The organism is Pseudoalteromonas rhizosphaerae, assembly GCF_028885455.1.
Lineage (GTDB): Bacteria > Pseudomonadota > Gammaproteobacteria > Enterobacterales > Alteromonadaceae > Pseudoalteromonas > Pseudoalteromonas rhizosphaerae.
The window spans coordinates 3,042,736-3,060,344 of sequence record NZ_CP118496.1 but is presented as its reverse complement, the minus strand read 5'-3'; the positions used below and the strand labels follow the sequence as shown (position 1 = coordinate 3,060,344).

Genomic DNA, 17,609 nt, shown 5'->3' with positions numbered 1-17,609 from the left:
GGTTTATTCATCTAAGCAACGGTAGAACTATTTTTTGTCATCATTGAAATTAAAATTTAACTGTTGACCTGTTAAGAAATAGTCACTAACCTAAATATGGAAGCGCTTCCTCAAAGTCATTAAATACCATCTATTGGCATTAATCAAATTAAATATGGAAGCGCTTTCAGATATATTAGCTTTAAAAGCTAAAAATAACAGCATCACGGACTATAAAAAGAAAGCAGAGGTTTTCTATTAATGAAACAATTATCTTTACCTAAACACTCGCCGCTACTGAGCAAAGATTTCACTTTTGGCGTAGCAACTGCTTCATTTCAAATTGAAGGTGGTGCAGCAGATCGTCTGCCATGTATTTGGGACACCTTTTGTGCTCAAGATGATAAAATTGCCGATAACTCAAATGGTCTAATCGCCTGTGAACACTACACTCGTTGGCCTCAAGATATTGAGTTAATAGATTCTCTGGGCGTTGATGCCTATCGTTTATCAATTTCTTGGCCGCGCGTAATGCATCAAGATGGTAGTTTAAATCCATTAGGTGTGAAATTTTATACTGATCTTCTAGATGAACTTAAACGCCGCAACATCAAGGTATTTGTCACTTTATATCACTGGGATCTACCGCAGTATTTAGAAGATCAAGGCGGCTGGTTAAATCGTAATACCGCCTATGAATTTGCTCACTACACAGATCTTATTAGCAAAGCGTTTGGTGATCGTGTTTATTCATATTCAACCTTAAATGAACCTTTTTGCAGCTCTTATTTAGGGTATGAAATTGGTGTGCATGCCCCAGGTATTGTCGGTCGGGAATTTGGCCGAAAAGCTGCCCATCACTTATTACTAGGTCATGGTTTAGCGATGCAAATGCTGGCTAAAAATAGCCCACAGACACTTAATGGTATCGTACTCAACTTTACTCCCTGTTACCCGGTAACACAAAGTGACGCAGATCTTAAAGCCACAGCCTTTGCTGATGATTATATTAACCATTGGTATATGCGCCCTGTAATGACTGGCAAATACCCAGATATTATTGAGCAACTTCCAGCAGAGCAGCGTCCAGATATTCACCCCGGTGATATGGAAATTATTGCGCAGCCATTAGATTACCTTGGCGTTAATTTTTATACGCGTTTACATTACCAAGCAAGCGCTGATGATTTTTATGACGAGCGCCCACATCAAGGCCTATTAACTGATATTGGTTGGGAAATTTACCCGCAAGCACTTACTGAATTATTAGTATCGTTAAATGAGAAATATACCCTACCACCGATTTATATTACTGAAAATGGCGCAGCAATGGCCGACAAGATGATAGATGGTAAAGTTAACGATTCAGATCGCATAGCTTACTATCAGCAACACTTAAACGCATTGCATAACGCAACTGAACAAGGTGTGGTGATCCATGGCTACTTTGCATGGAGCCTAATGGATAACTTTGAATGGGCTGAAGGCTATTCAAAGCGATTTGGTATCGTTTATGTTGATTATCAAACTCAACAACGTACTGTAAAAGCCAGTGGCCTTGCGTATAGTAGTTTAATTACTAGCCGGTAAACTTAGCTAGTGCTCCTTTAAAAACAACAATAAGAAACACACAGTGAACAAAATTCCTTTATACGAAAAAATCGGTTATGCGATGGGTGATGCCGGAGCCAACTTAGTTTGGCGAGGTGCACTTGCCTACCTAGCAGTATTTTACACTGACACATTTGGCATATCGGCTGCGGCCGCAGCTATGTTATTTTTGGTGGTTAGGTTATCCGATGGTGTAACCGATATCATTATGGGAATGATTGCAGACAGAACCACCACTCGGTTTGGTAAATTCAGACCGTGGATTTTATGGTCTGCTCCTTTTTTAGGACTGTTCATGGTGTTGTGTTTCACCACACCTGATTTCAATGACACCAACAAGTTAATTTACGCCTACGTTACCTACATAGGCTTAACGTTAGCTTATACGGTGAGTAACGTGCCTTACTCTGCATTAATGGGAGTAATGAGTCCAGACGATACCGAGCGCACGAAACTATCGAGTTTTCGCTTTGCCGGAGCCTTTGCAGGCGGTTTATTAGTGATGGGCTTTTTACCTGAACTGGTTGCTTATTTTGGCGATGGCGATAACGCCAAAGGTTATCAGTTAACCATGTACTTATTTGCAGCATTACTAATTGTTTTGATGGTGATCACTTTTGTTAGCACCAAAGAGCGGGTAATACCCCACAAAACAACCAGTGGTAATTTAAAATCAGAGCTCAAAGATTTAACTAAAAACTTACCCTTTATTATTCTGCCATTATTGGCAACTACCTTGTTCTTTTATTATCGCGAAATCTACAGTGGGCTATTTTTTGCATTTATCATGACTATGATGACTGTTGTGATAAAAAAATTACTCAACAAAGATCATCAAAATCTCACCGGAACTCAACGTGATATGGTTGATTTGCTCACCAACAAGCCTTGGTTAATTTTATTAGGCATGGGCTTTTTGACCATGATGTTCAACGGTATAAAGTATGGTGTAATTGCTTATTACTTTAAATATCAGGTTGGCAGCGAACTGATGGCAGGCCAATACTTCGTTGCGTTATTAGTGGTGTCTATCCTCGGCGCTCTTGCCACTGGTAAACTTGCCGAACTAATAGGCAAACGTAATTTATTTATCATCTCTTTAATATTAAGTGGCTTATTAACCACAGCATTTTATTGGGTGCCTGCTGACAACATTGTTGCCATATTTACTTTTGGTTGTGCAGCTGAATTTTTTGCTGCCATGATGCCGACCCTGTTTTTTAGCATGTTAGGGGATGCTGCCGATTATTCTGAGTGGAAAAACAAACGCCGCGCCACGGGCTTAATTTATTCCGCAGGGACGTTTGTGCAAAAAACTGGCGGCGGTTTCGCAGGGGCATTAGTATTAGTGGTATTGGCAGGCTATGGCTATAACGGCATGAACGAAGCAACCATTACGCAATCATTACCTGGCATGCAACTATTAATGAGTTGGATCCCCGCAGCATTTGCTTTTTTAGGTGCCGCCTTGATGCTTATCTATCCGTTGACACCCGCAATGACGCAGAAAATCACGGAAGACTTGGCTTTTAGACGCAGTAATGTGTAAATTATATTTCATTATCAATACGTTTTTATAAAGTGCGAATAATAACGCTAGGAAATTAATGGCTACAATTTATCAAGTATCAGAACTTGCAGGTGTCTCTCTCTCTACGGTATCAAGGGTTCTGAACGACAATGATTATGTAAGTAAAAAAACCAAGAAAAAAGTGCTCGAAGCAATGCAGCAACTTGGCTATCAACCCAGTTCTATTGCCCGTTCTTTAGCATCGAGTCGTACCAGTAGTGTTGGTGTTTTAGTCTCTGAACTAGACGGCCCATTCTTTGGCCAAATGATGTCGGCGATAGAGCAGCAACTTCGTGCCGCAGGTAAGCATGTTATTATTACCGCAGGGCACAGTGACGAAGACAAAGAGAAAAATGGCTTTGAATTTTTAATCAGTCGTAACTGTGATGCCATAATTGCCCATGTGGAAATAGTATCGGACGAATATCTAATTGAACTTAGTAAGGGAAAAATCCCCATTTATTTAATGAGCCGTTATGTTGAGGAAATTAAAGACAACTGTATTAGTCTTGATAACGTTCTGGGCGGTTATCTTGCCACTAAAACGATGATCAATAAAGGTCACAAAAATATTGCTTATATTGCGGGTCCACAATTTAAAGTTGATGCGTCAGACCGACTCGTAGGACATAAAAAAGCGCTTGCTGAATACAATATAGCCTTTGATGAAAGCCTTTTTTACATTGGCGACTTTAAAGAAACCGGCGGCAATGATGGCTTAAAACATTTTATTGAAAATAAAGCGCAATTTAGCGCAATTGTCTGTGCCAATGATGAAATGGCCTCAGGTGCGATGAAGTTCGCCAGAGAACACGGTTTTAATTTACCGAAAGATCTCGCCATTATGGGCTACGATAACGTGATTTTCACCAATTACCTTTACCCAACTCTAACAACCATAGATAACCCAGTCCCAGAGATGGGCAGAATGGCGGCTAACCTTGTACTTAAAGACATTTACAAACGCCCTGGCATTACAATTAATCGTGTATTCCAGCCGACTCTCGTTTTAAGAGACTCCACGCCAGATATTAATTAATGCGGTAAAATCATTCGTTCACTAGGTTGAATTTTCAACTAACGAATTTGCTGATCAGCTAAACTTAGATTCAGCCCATGCAATTCATTACGTACCCATCGACCATCTAAGTATTGTTCAAGGTGGTCTTGGGCAAATGTTAAAAAACTACGCGCAGCATGAGCAATATGCCGATCAGTGCGGATCACAAAGTACCAATGACTTGCTAAGCTTGCATCACTTACAGTTAATACTTTGAAGCCATGATCTCCTATTGGCAACACATGGCGAGACAGCACACCAATTCCCATTCCTGATGATACTGCAACGCGAATAGCCTCATTACTTGCCATTTGCACGCTGTTACTCAGTACTAAACCGCGTCTTTGCAGTTCGCTCTCAAATAACATCCGAGTTGCAGAGCCAGGCTCTCTTAATAAAAAGCGGTATTTCACTAGCTCAGAAAGTGCAACGTGTTGTTGATTAGCTAATGGATGATCAGTAGGCACAATAAACTCAAGCGGGTTTTTTAAAAAGCGTGCCGCTTTTGCATGTTCAAGTGACGGTGGATGGCTAAATACATAAATATCATCTTCACCGCGTTCAAAGCGCGCTAACACCTCTGCTCTATTGCCAATCTCAAGAGGCAACTCAACATGAGGATGCAAATTACTATAGGGCCCGAGTAATTTTGGCAAAATATATTGTGCGGTATTCACCATGGCGATTTTACATCGCCCGCGCTCACCCCCTTTGAGTTCAGCTAAAAAATCGTTGTAATCATCAAAGTGGCCAAACACTCGTTGGCAAGTCCTAAATAACTCATGCCCGGCTTCTGTGACATGCAGTTTTTGTTGCTGCATAATCACCAGCGGCTCATCTACAGCCTCTTGTAAACGTTTAATTTGCAGCGACACCGTTGGCTGAGTTAAGTGTAAACGCCGTGCGGTTTCACTGATCGAGCCGGTTTTTACTACACTCATAAACACTTCAAGCAGCCGAAAAGAAATATGTCTTAAATCCATCGCTATCACATCCCCTCAGGTATTAATCAGCCCATAGATAATAACCTATAACTAACTACCAATCATTTTATTATTTACAATGCATGATTTTATCTACAATAGCGCAACTTTAAATTAATAGGAGAAAGGTGTGCCAGATATTGTTGTAATGTTTTTTGTTTTGGGTTTAGTTGCGGGGATTTTACGTTCTGATCTCGTTATTCCAAAAGCAACTTACGAGACCTTAAGTTTGCTGCTGATGCTGACCATAGGCTTAAAAGGCGGCATGGTATTACACGGCAATCTTAGTTGGCAATTATTGCCAGAAATGGGCTCGGTGATGCTGCTTGGCGCATTTATACCTTTAATGCTCTACCCTATTTTAAAATATGTGATAAAACTTTCGGTAGCGAACAGCGCAAGTATCGCCGCCCATTATGGCTCCGTAAGCGCGGGGACATTTGCAGTCGCCCTCGCTTATGCTGAATCGGCGCAGCTAGCAGTAGGTGCTGAAGTAACCCTGTATTTAGTGATGCTAGAGCTTCCCGCGATTATCGTCGGGCTGTTACTTTATCGACGACTTGATAAACAACATAGTGCCGATAATACCTTATCGCTTAAAGCACTCTGGCATGAAACCTTAACCAATAAGAGCGTTATTCTCCTCGTAGGCGGTGTTGTTATTGGTATGATGTATGGCACACAGCAAGGCAGCCAAGTAACTGGATTATTAACCAATAGTTTTAAAGTCGTGCTTGCATTATTTTTACTCGAAATGGGTTTAACGGCAGCGCAAACATTACGCCCTATACCTTGGCATCACTGGAAACTGACACTATTTGCTATAATCAGTCCATTAATATTAGGCGCGATTGGGGTCAGTGTCGGCACTTTATTAGCGCTTGAGTTAGGCTCAATCGTTATCTTGGGGAGTTTAGTGGCCAGTGCATCTTATATTGCAGCGCCTGCCGCTATAAAAGCCGCAATCCCCAAAGCCGATATAGGTCTGGCTATGCTCAGTTCACTAGGCATCACTTTCCCATTTAACGTACTTATCGGTATCGGTTTGTATCATCAACTTGCTGTTGCGATGCAATAAATTAAACAATAGATAAGGGCTATTTAGCCCTTATCTATCTATAGGTTAAGCAAGCTCGGGCCATTGAATTGACTTACTGTCTTTGCCATTTTTACAGCTAAGTGGATCATTACCTTTATAATTTTTGCATCCCCAAAACTGCCCTTTTGCGCTATTGCGTAATACCATTTCAGCACCGCATTTATCACACGTTGGCACTAGATGGTTACAGGCTGTATTTATACATAATTTAAACCCTGTATAGCGACTGCGAGTCATTGGGCTTTGGCACTGCTCGCACGATTTTTCTTTATGCTCACAACGCGGAAATAACGAACAGCCGTAGAATGGCCCAAAACGACCACTGTGTTTTTTTAATACCCCGCTATCACAGCGCATACAGTTTATATCTGCGATATGTAATTGATCAACATCACTAGTAAATTCATCCAGTTCTATGTCATGTTCAGCAATTAACTCCGAGACAAAACAACTGCTATTGGTCATATCAGCAATGATGTAGGCGCGGTGTTTTGCGCGCGTTAGTGCAACGTAAAATAACCGTCGCTCTTGTGCGTAAGCGAAGTTTTCTGGCGCTGGTAATAAAGCTTCGATAATTGCGGGCGCAACTTTTTCAGATGGAAAACCATGTTTACCCTTTTGTAATCCGATAATAATAACATGATCGGCTTCTTTACCTTTTGAGGCGTGAAAAGACTGCGACTGAATTTTTAACAACGGGTATTTAACACTCATGGTTTTAATATCCGTATTTGTTGGTAGCTGAAACCAAAATCGCGCTAAAAAATACACGGTTGTGGGTTTACATGCCTTGCTGTGTATTGTGCAGAGTATGTCATCAATCGCACCATTTAATAGTTCAGGAATGTCACTGTAATAACTATTTTTATAACCAATAGACGCATTACTACTGCGCCTTAATAACGACACACTAGTACTTCGTCACACAAATTTTGACTAGTTGAGAGCACCGTAAGCTCTCTCTAGTTTTTCACGTGCTGAATCAACATTAAACATCCAATTTATACTGGCGCCTTCTTTATTTCGGCGCCATTCCCACGCCGTGAGCTCTGTCTTTAACTCTTCCATACTTGCTATGCGCCGATCTAAGCATTGCTTATTCATATTGCCAATTTCTATCTCGACCATATTCAACCAACTCGCATGTTTAGGTGTGTAATGGAACTCTATTTTATTTAAAATACGTCGTGCTTCTTGCGGTGAAAATGCTTTATATAACGCACCTTCCGTATGAGTCGATAAGTTATCTAGCACGACACGAATTTTATTCGCATGTGGGTAGTGTTCATCGACTAAGTCCTTCATACAGTGTGCAAAATCAACTTTCGTTTTCCTCTGTGTTGCTTTAACGTGTCGCCAACCCCGATGACGGTCAAAGAATACAAATAAGTTAGCCACGCCAACCCGTTTATATTCATAATCTAGGCGTTTTACCTGTCCCTTTTTCATCGGTTGTACTGGCCGTGTATCATCAACAAGTTGCTTCATCGCCTCATCAAAATTAATAATGGGATTGAGCTCATCCGCTGGCTCAGCATATAATTCAAGTACATGCTCCATTCTTGCAATATACTCAGCGTCCATTGTTGCCACACACCACATCTTTTTTTGCCATGGCTTTAACGCATTTTCTTTAAGGCGTCTACGAACCGTTTCATATGAAATACTGTCTAAATCCGTTAATGTTATTAATCGCTCGCCAAGTAACGCTAATGTCCATCGGCAGTGTCCTGTTGGCGGCTCAGAACAGGCTGTGGCTATTAAAGTTACTTCATCTTTCGCGGAGGTTTTTCTCATAGCACCACTTCGTGCACCTTCATTTAAAGCGGCTTCTAAACCGTCTTCGACAAACTGACGTTTGACTCGAAATACAGTTGAAGAGCTCACTTGAACCGCTTCACATATTTGATCTGTTGTATATCGACAACGGTCCGCTTTTAATAAAATGGCGGCTCGTTTGTACTTTCGAACATTGACCATGCCTTTTTTGCAGTAGTTAACTAATTCGCATTTTTCTTCTGCTGATAATTCAACAATATACTTTCGGTTCATAACAATATTAAATGAGTAAATATGAGTTAAAGGATCGTCAATTAGGATAAAAGTTCATTATGAATAAAGAAGAGTTGCCGTCGTTCACTGTGAAACAAGGGCAGTATTTGGCATTTATTTATTACTACACAAAAGTGAATGGTGTTGCACCTGCTGAAAATGATTTTGAGCGTTATTTTGGAACTGCATCATCAAGTGTTCATGCAATGATTTTAACGCTTAAAAAGAAAGGGTTCATCACTTCAACTGCTGGAAAAAGCCGAACGATAAAGCTATTGATAGGAATAAATCAGTTGCCTGAATTTAAGTAAGGCAACTGATCAGAACTTCTGTGAACGAGTACTAGGATGTGAAACCTGAGTTAAAGAAGTAATCGTTTTATCAAGCTGCGCGGGATTTTTACTAATAAATGCTGAGGCAACTTCACCAATTTTATTATTGAAACGAAACGTAAGATCCAGCGCCGTTTGCGTAGTAAAGCCAAAATACGTTGCAAACTCAGTGGTCAACTTAATATCAGCGCCGCTGAATCGGTAAATTGCTTGCCAATCGTCACCCACTGCAAATACTGAACTACCCTTGTTGCTATCGCGAAGTGCTTTAACCAATCGTGCTCTTGGCTGTGATATATCTTGAAATTCATCAACCATAATATAACGCCAAGGCGATTTAAACTTGCCCGACTCAACATACTCGATTGCCTTGATAATCATATCATCAAAGTCAATTTCACCGCGCTGCTGCAAGTGAGCGTTGTAGTTAGATAAAATTGGTTTTAATAGCGCCAACGCTTGGGTTGTTTGTTTGGCGTCAAGGGAGCGTTTAATGACATCAACTTCATCAGCATCAGTTAAATAAGCCGCCTTATATAAACTCAGCAATTGACTAAATAACGCAGCTAATACGGTGATCCTGCCAGTTTCTTTTAAGCTTTCGAGCAGTGATTCTAAGGGCAATAACTGTGTTTTCACGCTCGCACTTAAAAGCGCTTGTTCAAGTTCGTTTAACAGCTTACCTTGTTTATGTTGCCCATAAGTCAAAGCTATACAGTGAGTGTTATTACTGGCATGAGTGGTATTTTTCCAATCAATTTCGCTATGGTATTGCGCTTTATCAATGTAAGGCGCAGTATTGCCAACGTCATCGATGCCGTAATATTCAATGTAAATATCGTACTCAGGTAAATAAAAATCAGGCTTGTACTGTCTGCGTTCAATGGTTTTTACGTCAACTTTATAAGGCGCTTCGTATTGATAATCTATGCCGTGATAAAACAGCCAATTAGCTATATATAACTCACCAAAGCTTTTTACCTTGTCGCCTTTTAGGCTACGGATATCGTTATCATTTAAGTAGCTGTAATAATCACCCAATGTTTTAAAATCAAATTCATTTTTTTCAACATAATAGTATTTACTAAAATAATCTAAAACCAGATGACGATACTCGGCACTGTTTTCAATCAATGATTCAAAGCACTGCTGCACCCATTTTGCTTTCGCTTTTTCGTCTTCTGCAAATACACTCATAGTCGGTTTAGCACGTTCAACTTGTGAGATAATCGCCAGTCCGACACTATGAAAAGTAGCGGCTTTTATTTTATCGGTGGCGAGCTTATTTTCGATCCGTTGATCCATTTCATCAGCAGCTTTGCGACCATAGGCCAGCAATAAAATATCACTGTAACTTGCCTGCTGACTTTGCACTAAAAACCCAGCCCTGCCAATCATAACACTGGTTTTACCGGTGCCTGCGCCAGCCAATAACAAGTTATTATCGTCATCAATCACACAAGCACGTCTTTGACTTAGTGTTAATGGATTTGCTTCAACACGGTCAAAAAAAGTGTGGTGTAGATTAAGTTGCTTAGTAACGTATTTTTGTTGTAGATACTGGGTAAGTGCAGCATCCCAGTTTGCATATTGCTCTAATACGTTTATTTTTTTATCCACTAAAACAAATGCGGGGCTGATTTTTATCCACGGCAACCAACGATCATGCTCTTGCTGTGCCAACCGCTGAATACGACTAACATAAGACTGGCGTAAATATCGCTGCTTGACCAGTTTTGTTATTTTATTAAGAAAAGTGTCAAGCTTAGCTTCATTAGCGTTCACCCAATAGCGTTCAAATTCAGCTTTAAATTTACGGTGAGCACCATATGCCAGCAGCGAAAATGTATGATTTTGTTGTGCCGTAACAAAAGAAATCGTTTGACCAAACAAGCCGAAAGCAAACGACGGCGGTGCCTCCAAATCACTCCAACTTATTTGTCTAGTTGAGTTTCCTTGGCAAATAGTCAACATATGGTGATCAAACGCCAACATGGCTTTATTAGAAAACATCCTGCCAAACAGGCTCACTGCAATAGAATTCATTACTGCTGAATTCCTAAATAAAAATAGTGAATTAACGGTATTTTAAGTTAATCAGCTGGATAAGTGTGAAAATAACGGCAATTATTTTAGCGTAGTTTTTCATCTGGATTTAAAAAGAACATTTTCTTCCAGCCTTGGCTTTGCGCGGTCATTAACCATGGGTACGGCAGTAACGATAAAATAGAGTAATGTACGTGAGGTTGTTTACCTGCCGCATTCCCCGTGTCTCCTAAGCTACCAATCAGCTCACTGACTGCAACATAGTCTCCTGCACTTACCGAATAACTTTCTAAGTGGGCAAAGTAATGCAGTCGCCACTTAGGCCCAAGTAATGCCACCACTTTACCACCGCGCTTTAGCTCACCTGAATACAGCACCACACCACTTACCGAAGCAACCACTGTAGTGTGTTTTTTGCCAAAAATATCTATCCCTTTGTGTACACCTGATTTACCCCAAGGGCCATACCAAAAGGTATTATGATGCCAATCATTTGCTGTTGCACCTTTGACTGGGATCACTATTTTTTCAGGTATGAGCAGCCCAATAACAAGGACTGTAAAGAACGTTAGTCCCATGTACTTCATCACTTTCATTACAACTTCCTTGAAATAGTTTAACAGTGAAATAGTTCATTATTGTTTGATACGTGTGCAACCAGCCACTCACACAACTCATGTGTTAAACTATCTTTTTTAAGCTGTAATTGGTCTACCTGCTGCGTTTTAACCGCCGTTAGCCATGCCTCTAGCATTGACTCAAAGCCCCGTTTATATAGCGTTGCTTGCCAATCATTTTGCATCGCGCTCTGCTGTATTCCATTGACCATAGAGGTCATATTGGTTAGCGATTCAAACCGCCACTTTTCATTCAAACCGGTTATTTCAACCACTTCTTCATTGCAGCCACTTAATCTATCCATAGCGCCTTGAAATAACCGCCCCTCAAACTCAAAACTAACATGTATTGCTGCCAATAAGCCTTGTGGATCTAGCTGTGAAAACACCTGTAACTGGTTAAGTTGATCAAAACGCTCTACATTTGCAAAATGGCATAAACTATCAACCACATGGATGAAGTCATCAAAAATAAAAGTGCGCGGCTGTGCTGGTAAATTTAAGCGGTTTTTTTGCCATTTAAGATGGCGTATTTGTGGCTTTGCAATATCGGCCATAATTGGTAAAAAGCGACGATTAAAACCTAAAAATAATGGCGTGTTATGTTTAGTTGCTAACGCAATAAGTTCACTTACCTCACTAAAACTATACGCTAATGGCTTATCCACAAACGTAGCGATTTTTTGTTCAAGTGCCTGCTTCGCAAACGTAAAATGAGACTCAGTATTAGTGTGGATCATCACCCCATCGGGCTTACACGCCAGTACCGCTTGGTAATCTGTAAAGCACTTTTGAACCCGATACTGCTTCTCTAACTGCGTTAATGTTGTCAGGTTTCGTGTACAAAAAATAGGATCGATCTGTGCATGTTGCGTGGCAATAGGTAAATATGCTTTTTGTGCTATATCCCCAAGCCCGACTAAAGCGATTGTTAGCTGGTTCATTTTTACTACTGCCTCTTGATGAAAAATAAAAACACAGCATACCAAGTTATTATTTAGATTGATAAAACAACTACAAATTTTAAACAATTTCGCTAAAAAAATGATACCAAAATGACGTAAATAACCGGTTTATTTACCTAACTAAGTGTTCTAAATAAAATGTTGAGTAAATATTCAAATATAACTTTACTTGTGTTCAAAATCGGATTAAATTCGCCGCAAAATTAACCAACCAAAAATAATTGCCAGCTATTAAAACACTCCAACGCAATTATTTATGCCCTTTAAATCGGATTCTTTAATGGTTGAGCTCGCTGCCGGTCATAAACCAAATAACCCACTTGCACCTGTTATTGGTTTGTCTTTTTTTGCTATTGCCTCAGGCTTTTTAATGAGTCTAATTCCTTTATCATTGAGCGCCTTTGGGCTTGATAATGAACTTGCCTCTTGGTTAGCTAGTGTCTTTTATCTTGGCTTATTAATTGGTGCTTTTTTTATTGAGCGTATTGTTGCAAGAGTAGGCCACCGTCATGCTTTTCTGGCATTTCTGGGGTTATTAATTTTCAGTGTTGCAGCACAGCTTATTTTACCTAATGCCAACGTGTGGCTTTTAGCCCGCTTTGTAGCTGGTATCGCCGTAGCTGGGGTATTTGTGGTGGTTGAATCTTGGTTACTAATGACTGACACTGCCAAAGCACGAGCTAAACGATTAGGCCTGTATATGACATCCCTGTACGGTGGCAGCGCCGTTGGCCAACTAGCTATCGATCCGCTTGGCACCAGTGGCCCACTCCCCTATTTGTTTGTTATTGCTCTATTATTTTTAGCGATGTTAGCACCGCTGCTGATTAAATCAGGGCAACCGCAAAGTCAGCACTCGCAAAAACTACAATTAACTGAGTTAAAAAAGCTCAGTCGCCCAGCAATTTTAGGCTGTTTGGTATCAGGATTAGTACTTGGCCCAATATACGGTTTAATGCCAGTATATATCGCTGCCCAAAGTGAGCAGGCCGCTTTTACTGGCACCTTGATGGCGGTGATTATTTTAGGCGGTATGTTAGTACAGCCGTTGGTGAGTTATTTATCAACACGAATGGCAAAAAGCTTATTAATGGCATTATTTTGTTTATTTGGCGCGATGGGTGTAGTTGGTATTATGCAAGCTGTACACTTCAACGTATTGATGGCCAGTTACTTTATTTTAGGGGCTGCAAGTTTTGCACTCTACCCCATTGCCATCACCTTAGCCTGTGACGCATTGCCAATCGAAAAAATAGTCTCAGCAACGGAAATTATGTTACTGAGTTACAGCTTTGGCTCGGTCTTTGGGCCTTTGCTTGCTGCCAACCTATTTGCTTCAGCTAACGGCATTATGTTGTATTTAGGCGGTTGTTTATTTACCACCTGTATTTATATGCTGATCAAAAGCCTTAAAGGCATCTCCACTGACAATACCCCTGTGGCAGGATAAGCCATAGCCTAATAACGCAAAAACCCCATGCTGAGTTAACAGTATGGGGCTTTAATTCAAGTAATAAGGCCTAATTTATAAAGATAGGTATTCTTTAGCACGAGTAAGGTTATGCGATACCATCGCGCTATCAGCCATTTGTGCAGCTTCATATAAATCTGAAAGACCAGCGGTATCATTTTTAGCCATCATACGTGATACACCGCGATTACTTAATGCAAACGATGTTAATTCACGTAATTTCATTTTTGGGCCTTCGCTTTGTTTTAGCAACGCAATCGCTTTAGTACAAATAGTTTCTGCTTGCGCGTAATTTTTTGATTTCACGTTTAGTGCGCAATTATTAAATGATTGTTCAACTGGCTGTGGCGCTGTTGCTGTCTCAATAACCATTAATTTGTAATCACTTTGATCAGCCAGAGCAACAGCTGAACATGTTAATAGTGAGCTAAGAGCAATAGTTTTGATAAGTGTACGTTTCATGATTATATTCCTATTTGATTATTTGCCTAAATCGTGTCGTATCTGGTGCCGACAATTGAACTTTAGAGTGTTAGCTCAATTTCAACAAACGATAAAAATAAACCTAATAGGTGAAGAAAATTAACTTATGGACTTTATAAAAATGAATTGTTACTGAAACTAGATTGAGCAACACAACTAAAAGGTGTCAATAGCGACACCTTTTTATCTATAAACAGCTACTTTATGTTTTTAATATGCGAGCTAATAATGCTGCTATTACTGATAAAATGTTTTTTCTGGGCTGGAAGGCGTTTGCACGAATGGTAAAGCAGGATCGTTCGTTAGCGTTTTTTCAGCTGTGGTACTAGGTATTACAGGGCTTGGGCCGACTGAGCCTTGCGTTGTTTCTGTGTTCAAAATTAATGGTAAACCATCTTTACCACCACCTATCACTACAACTTTACTATTGTTAGATTTGGCCAACTCCACTGTAGCTTCAATCCCTCGCCAGCGTAAATATGTTTCAGAAATACCACCACTGACTGTTTGCTGAAAATCTCTGATCCCTTCTGCTTCGGTCTTCTTACGCTGCGCTTCTTTTCTAGCAACAACTAAACGCATGTCGTATTCTTCGTTCAAATAATTTTGATTCACTTTTGCGATAATCGCATTATGTACCTTTTCTGGTATATTAACGCGCTTGATCAGCATATCATCCAAATTAACTAACACTTGCCCTGAGTGCGTCGCTTTTTCTTGCTGTAAAATTGTCTGCTCTTGTAATTGCAGTTCCTTTAAAACTTCATCTAGAAGCTCATTTTGCACTTGTAAACGCATATTACCGTACACTTGCTCTGCCGTATAACGCGATACAATCATGATCACCGCAGAATTAACTTCTGGTAGTACTGTTTCTTTTAGGTAATCCGTACCAACTAACTTATGTAGATAAGGTATTTGTGAAACCACTGGCCGATAACGCACAGTCACATCTAACGAAATTTGTAAGCCTTGGGAAGTAATAGCGTGAATTGTTTCATCAGCAGTTTGAAACCGACTTGAATAAAGCGTTAGCGTATCCCAAGGCAGAACTAACACTGTTCCTTCATCAAACGGTTTTTCCAAATAGGTACCACCGCCTAAACGTTTCCACAAAACTCCGACTTGGCCTGAATCAATTTTAATAAACATCACTGGCACCAGCACCATGCCTAGAAACATAAAAACCAGTAATGTGATCCCAGCTCTAAAACGCCATGACAAAATACGTTTATGAAATTTAGGCTTATAACGTTTAATAAAACGCATACTGATATTTGTGATTATTAATGCAAGTAGTAAACCCGCAAGCACCAACAGAGTTAAATCGGGAGTAATGACAATATTCATGATGAGACCCCATTGCTTACAATATCGTTATTATCGGTTAACTGCCCTTCCACCATTTTTAAATGGGCATCAGCTAAATGAAAGTATGTATCATCATGGGTAATTGCAATCACTGTATTTCCTCTTGCTTTGAGTCGTGGTAATACTTGCTCGTAGAATTTACGCCTAAAAATAGGGTCTTGATCGGCAGCCCATTCATCAAAAATATATACAGGTCGATTTTCTAAAATTGTACTCAATAACGCTAAGCGCTTTCGCTGCCCTGACGATAAGTCAACAGTGCTAAATTGACCATCGACGATACTCACTTTGGTGTTCATTTCTAAAAATGCCAACCATTCATCAATTTCTTGTTGTTTTGTATCGTGAATACCATACAGCTGTTTAAATAAATGAAAGTCAGAAAATACCGCAGTAAACAAGCTACGATAACCTTGCAGTGAAGTTTCATTGAGCTGTTGACCATCGAGGAGTATTTTTCCAGCCTGTAACTCATATAGACCTGTGAGCATACGAATAAAGGTAGTTTTTCCGCTCCCATTTCCCCCAGTAATAAAAGTAATTTTGCCTCGCTGCAGCTGAAAATCAATGGGACCAACTACAAAGGCATGTTCACCAGGTGCACGATTATGCTGATAATATGCACCACTTAGTTGTATCTGTTCAAATGTTGCGAGCTCAGCATTAGCCGATTTAGTATGTTGAGTTTTTTCCTGTTCAGACTGTAACTCCTTTTCCAACGCTAACACATTTTGTCCAGCTTCACTGGCAGCGGTAAAAATAGGAATACCGCCGACAATACTGGTGATTGGGCCAATTAAAAACAGCGAAGCTGTGGTAACTTTAATAACCACATCGGTGTAGACATGCGATAACACCGGTACAATAAAAACCATAGCCCCAGTTGCCGCAAAAAAACTGATTTGCGATAAAATAAAATCGCTGGCAAACAAAGTTTGTGTTTTCGTCTTAGAGCGTTTAGCGCGCGCTGAGTCCATTGCAAACTCATATTCAAGATCATCCGCTCTTGGAACACTTAGCTTTACTTCTTTAAAGCCATCGAGTAAATCAGACAAGCGTTGAATTAATTTGTTTTCGCTCTCAAATGACTGCTGCATATTCTTTTGTATTTCGTCTGCCCGAAGCCGGTGAATGCTGCCGCCAAGCATAATCAATACGGCCAACACAATGAAAGCCACAAAGGAGTGATATGCAATATACATAGATGTAAAAAAAACTAAGCTAATTGACTGACCTATAATCACAAACAGTTGCGCAGACTGAGAAATAGTCTGTAATTCTTTGCTTAGCGTAGTAAAAATTTTCTCTTTACCAATCTTCTCTAAGGTCGCCAGTTCAGTATGACGAACACATTCAAACAACTCGACACGTAACCCATCTATGGCTTGTTCAACCATTTTTGCAGCTTTAGTCATTAATCTATGTTGGGTGAGACCATAAATAGCAATGGTTAACGAAAATAAAGCGAGATAATAAAGAATATGATTTTCGCGGTGAATATCAGCAATATTTTCCGCAACATTATTTATTAGCGCTAAAACGAGGGCATTTGCTAATCCGGAAATACAACCTAGCGCAGCAAAAGTTCTTTTTTTAACTGTGATGTTTCGACTAATTAAATCGTATAATACCATTTTAGAATCTTTTATTGTTTTTTGATGGTCTTTATCAACACTCATTAACGTACAGCTGAATAATATTACCACTGCTTTAAAACCAGTGGTTTAACTAAGCTATATAACTAATTGAGCGTTAAACGTTGTTATCCATGTCGCTGTATTACTTGTTATGTATCTTGGCTATGTGTTGCATCTTTTTTGTGCGCAAAAATTAATATTAATAAACCGACAAAAGGTGTCAGCATCAGCGACAGCAAAAAAAAGCCTACCGGGCCTGCAAAAGTGTTTCGCCCCCAGTAACCACACAATAAACATAATCCTAAATATAAAATGACGATCATTATTAATTCC

At 39.9% G+C, this 17,609-nt stretch carries 16 protein-coding genes; 6 read left to right on the top strand and 10 right to left on the bottom strand.

What is annotated here, in order from left to right:
• Nucleotides 1–240 precede the first annotated feature (240 nt).
• The 3 genes from PVK79_RS13055 to PVK79_RS13045 are packed head-to-tail and all read left to right on the top strand — an operon-like array spanning nucleotide 241 to nucleotide 4,199.
• Nucleotides 241–1,569: a GH1 family beta-glucosidase gene (locus PVK79_RS13055; RefSeq protein ID WP_182734311.1), complete on the top strand. Its 1,329-nt coding sequence runs from the start codon at nucleotides 241–243 to the stop codon at nucleotides 1,567–1,569.
• 43 nt (nucleotides 1,570–1,612) lie between these two features.
• Nucleotides 1,613–3,139: an MFS transporter gene (locus tag PVK79_RS13050; RefSeq protein ID WP_145233054.1), complete on the top strand. Its 1,527-nt coding sequence runs from the start codon at nucleotides 1,613–1,615 to the stop codon at nucleotides 3,137–3,139.
• A gap of 58 nt (nucleotides 3,140–3,197) precedes the next feature.
• Entirely contained in the window at nucleotides 3,198–4,199 is a 1,002-nt protein-coding gene (locus PVK79_RS13045) for a LacI family DNA-binding transcriptional regulator (RefSeq protein ID WP_145233053.1), read from the top strand.
• Nucleotides 4,200–4,237: 38 nt separating this feature from the next.
• Here PVK79_RS13045 and PVK79_RS13040 read toward each other — a convergent pair whose 3' ends face one another.
• Nucleotides 4,238–5,203, bottom strand: coding sequence for a LysR family transcriptional regulator (locus tag PVK79_RS13040; RefSeq protein WP_182718892.1), 966 nt, complete (start codon nucleotides 5,201–5,203; stop codon nucleotides 4,238–4,240).
• A gap of 130 nt (nucleotides 5,204–5,333) precedes the next feature.
• On the opposite strand from PVK79_RS13040, the gene PVK79_RS13035 reads away from it, so the two are divergent.
• Nucleotides 5,334–6,281 (top strand): sodium-dependent bicarbonate transport family permease, encoded by a 948-nt coding sequence (locus PVK79_RS13035; RefSeq protein WP_145233051.1) that lies wholly within the window; start codon nucleotides 5,334–5,336, stop codon nucleotides 6,279–6,281.
• Between the two features lie 45 nt (nucleotides 6,282–6,326).
• On the opposite strand, the gene PVK79_RS13030 is transcribed toward PVK79_RS13035, so the two are convergent.
• Nucleotides 6,327–7,211 (bottom strand): topoisomerase DNA-binding C4 zinc finger domain-containing protein, encoded by an 885-nt coding sequence (locus PVK79_RS13030; RefSeq protein WP_257325832.1) that lies wholly within the window; start codon nucleotides 7,209–7,211, stop codon nucleotides 6,327–6,329.
• A 27-nt stretch (nucleotides 7,212–7,238) separates the two neighbouring features.
• On the bottom strand, nucleotides 7,239–8,354 hold the full coding sequence (locus PVK79_RS13025; protein WP_257324033.1) for an IS630 family transposase: 1,116 nt from the start codon (nucleotides 8,352–8,354) through the stop codon (nucleotides 7,239–7,241).
• Nucleotides 8,355–8,413: 59 nt separating this feature from the next.
• Here PVK79_RS13025 and PVK79_RS13020 point away from each other — a divergent pair, with 59 nt between their 5' ends.
• The gene (locus PVK79_RS13020) at nucleotides 8,414–8,665 is read left to right on the top strand and encodes a LexA family protein (RefSeq protein ID WP_149983453.1); all 252 of its coding nucleotides are present in this window, start codon (nucleotides 8,414–8,416) and stop codon (nucleotides 8,663–8,665) included.
• 9 nt (nucleotides 8,666–8,674) lie between these two features.
• Here PVK79_RS13020 and PVK79_RS13015 read toward each other — a convergent pair whose 3' ends face one another.
• From PVK79_RS13015 to PVK79_RS13005, 3 genes are all read right to left on the bottom strand, one after another.
• Nucleotides 8,675–10,732 carry a UvrD-helicase domain-containing protein gene (locus PVK79_RS13015; RefSeq protein ID WP_257325830.1) on the bottom strand — a complete coding sequence of 686 codons (2,058 nt, stop codon included), beginning with the start codon at nucleotides 10,730–10,732 and terminating at the stop codon, nucleotides 8,675–8,677.
• Nucleotides 10,733–10,818: 86 nt separating this feature from the next.
• Nucleotides 10,819–11,328 (bottom strand): M23 family metallopeptidase, encoded by a 510-nt coding sequence (locus PVK79_RS13010; protein WP_257325828.1) that lies wholly within the window; start codon nucleotides 11,326–11,328, stop codon nucleotides 10,819–10,821.
• A 20-nt stretch (nucleotides 11,329–11,348) separates the two neighbouring features.
• On the bottom strand, nucleotides 11,349–12,293 hold the full coding sequence (locus PVK79_RS13005; RefSeq protein ID WP_257325826.1) for a Gfo/Idh/MocA family protein: 945 nt from the start codon (nucleotides 12,291–12,293) through the stop codon (nucleotides 11,349–11,351).
• Between the two features lie 301 nt (nucleotides 12,294–12,594).
• On the opposite strand from PVK79_RS13005, the gene PVK79_RS13000 reads away from it, so the two are divergent.
• Nucleotides 12,595–13,764, top strand: a complete 1,170-nt coding sequence (locus tag PVK79_RS13000; RefSeq protein ID WP_149980981.1) for an MFS transporter — start codon at nucleotides 12,595–12,597, stop codon at nucleotides 13,762–13,764.
• A 75-nt stretch (nucleotides 13,765–13,839) separates the two neighbouring features.
• Here the strand turns inward: PVK79_RS13000 and PVK79_RS12995 are convergent, their stop codons facing one another.
• The 4 genes from PVK79_RS12995 to PVK79_RS12980 form a co-directional block, all read right to left on the bottom strand.
• Nucleotides 13,840–14,247 carry a hypothetical protein gene (locus PVK79_RS12995; protein WP_182718887.1) on the bottom strand — a complete coding sequence of 136 codons (408 nt, stop codon included), beginning with the start codon at nucleotides 14,245–14,247 and terminating at the stop codon, nucleotides 13,840–13,842.
• 258 nt (nucleotides 14,248–14,505) lie between these two features.
• Nucleotides 14,506–15,618 carry a prohibitin family protein gene (locus tag PVK79_RS12990; RefSeq protein ID WP_145233046.1) on the bottom strand — a complete coding sequence of 371 codons (1,113 nt, stop codon included), beginning with the start codon at nucleotides 15,616–15,618 and terminating at the stop codon, nucleotides 14,506–14,508.
• Nucleotides 15,615–17,318, bottom strand: a complete 1,704-nt coding sequence (locus PVK79_RS12985) for a cyclic peptide export ABC transporter (RefSeq protein ID WP_257325822.1) — start codon at nucleotides 17,316–17,318, stop codon at nucleotides 15,615–15,617. Before PVK79_RS12985 ends, PVK79_RS12990 begins: the two co-directional genes overlap by 4 nt.
• A 107-nt stretch (nucleotides 17,319–17,425) precedes the next feature.
• Nucleotides 17,426–17,599, bottom strand: coding sequence for a hypothetical protein (locus PVK79_RS12980; protein WP_182731271.1), 174 nt, complete (start codon nucleotides 17,597–17,599; stop codon nucleotides 17,426–17,428).
• Nucleotides 17,600–17,609 lie beyond the last annotated feature (10 nt).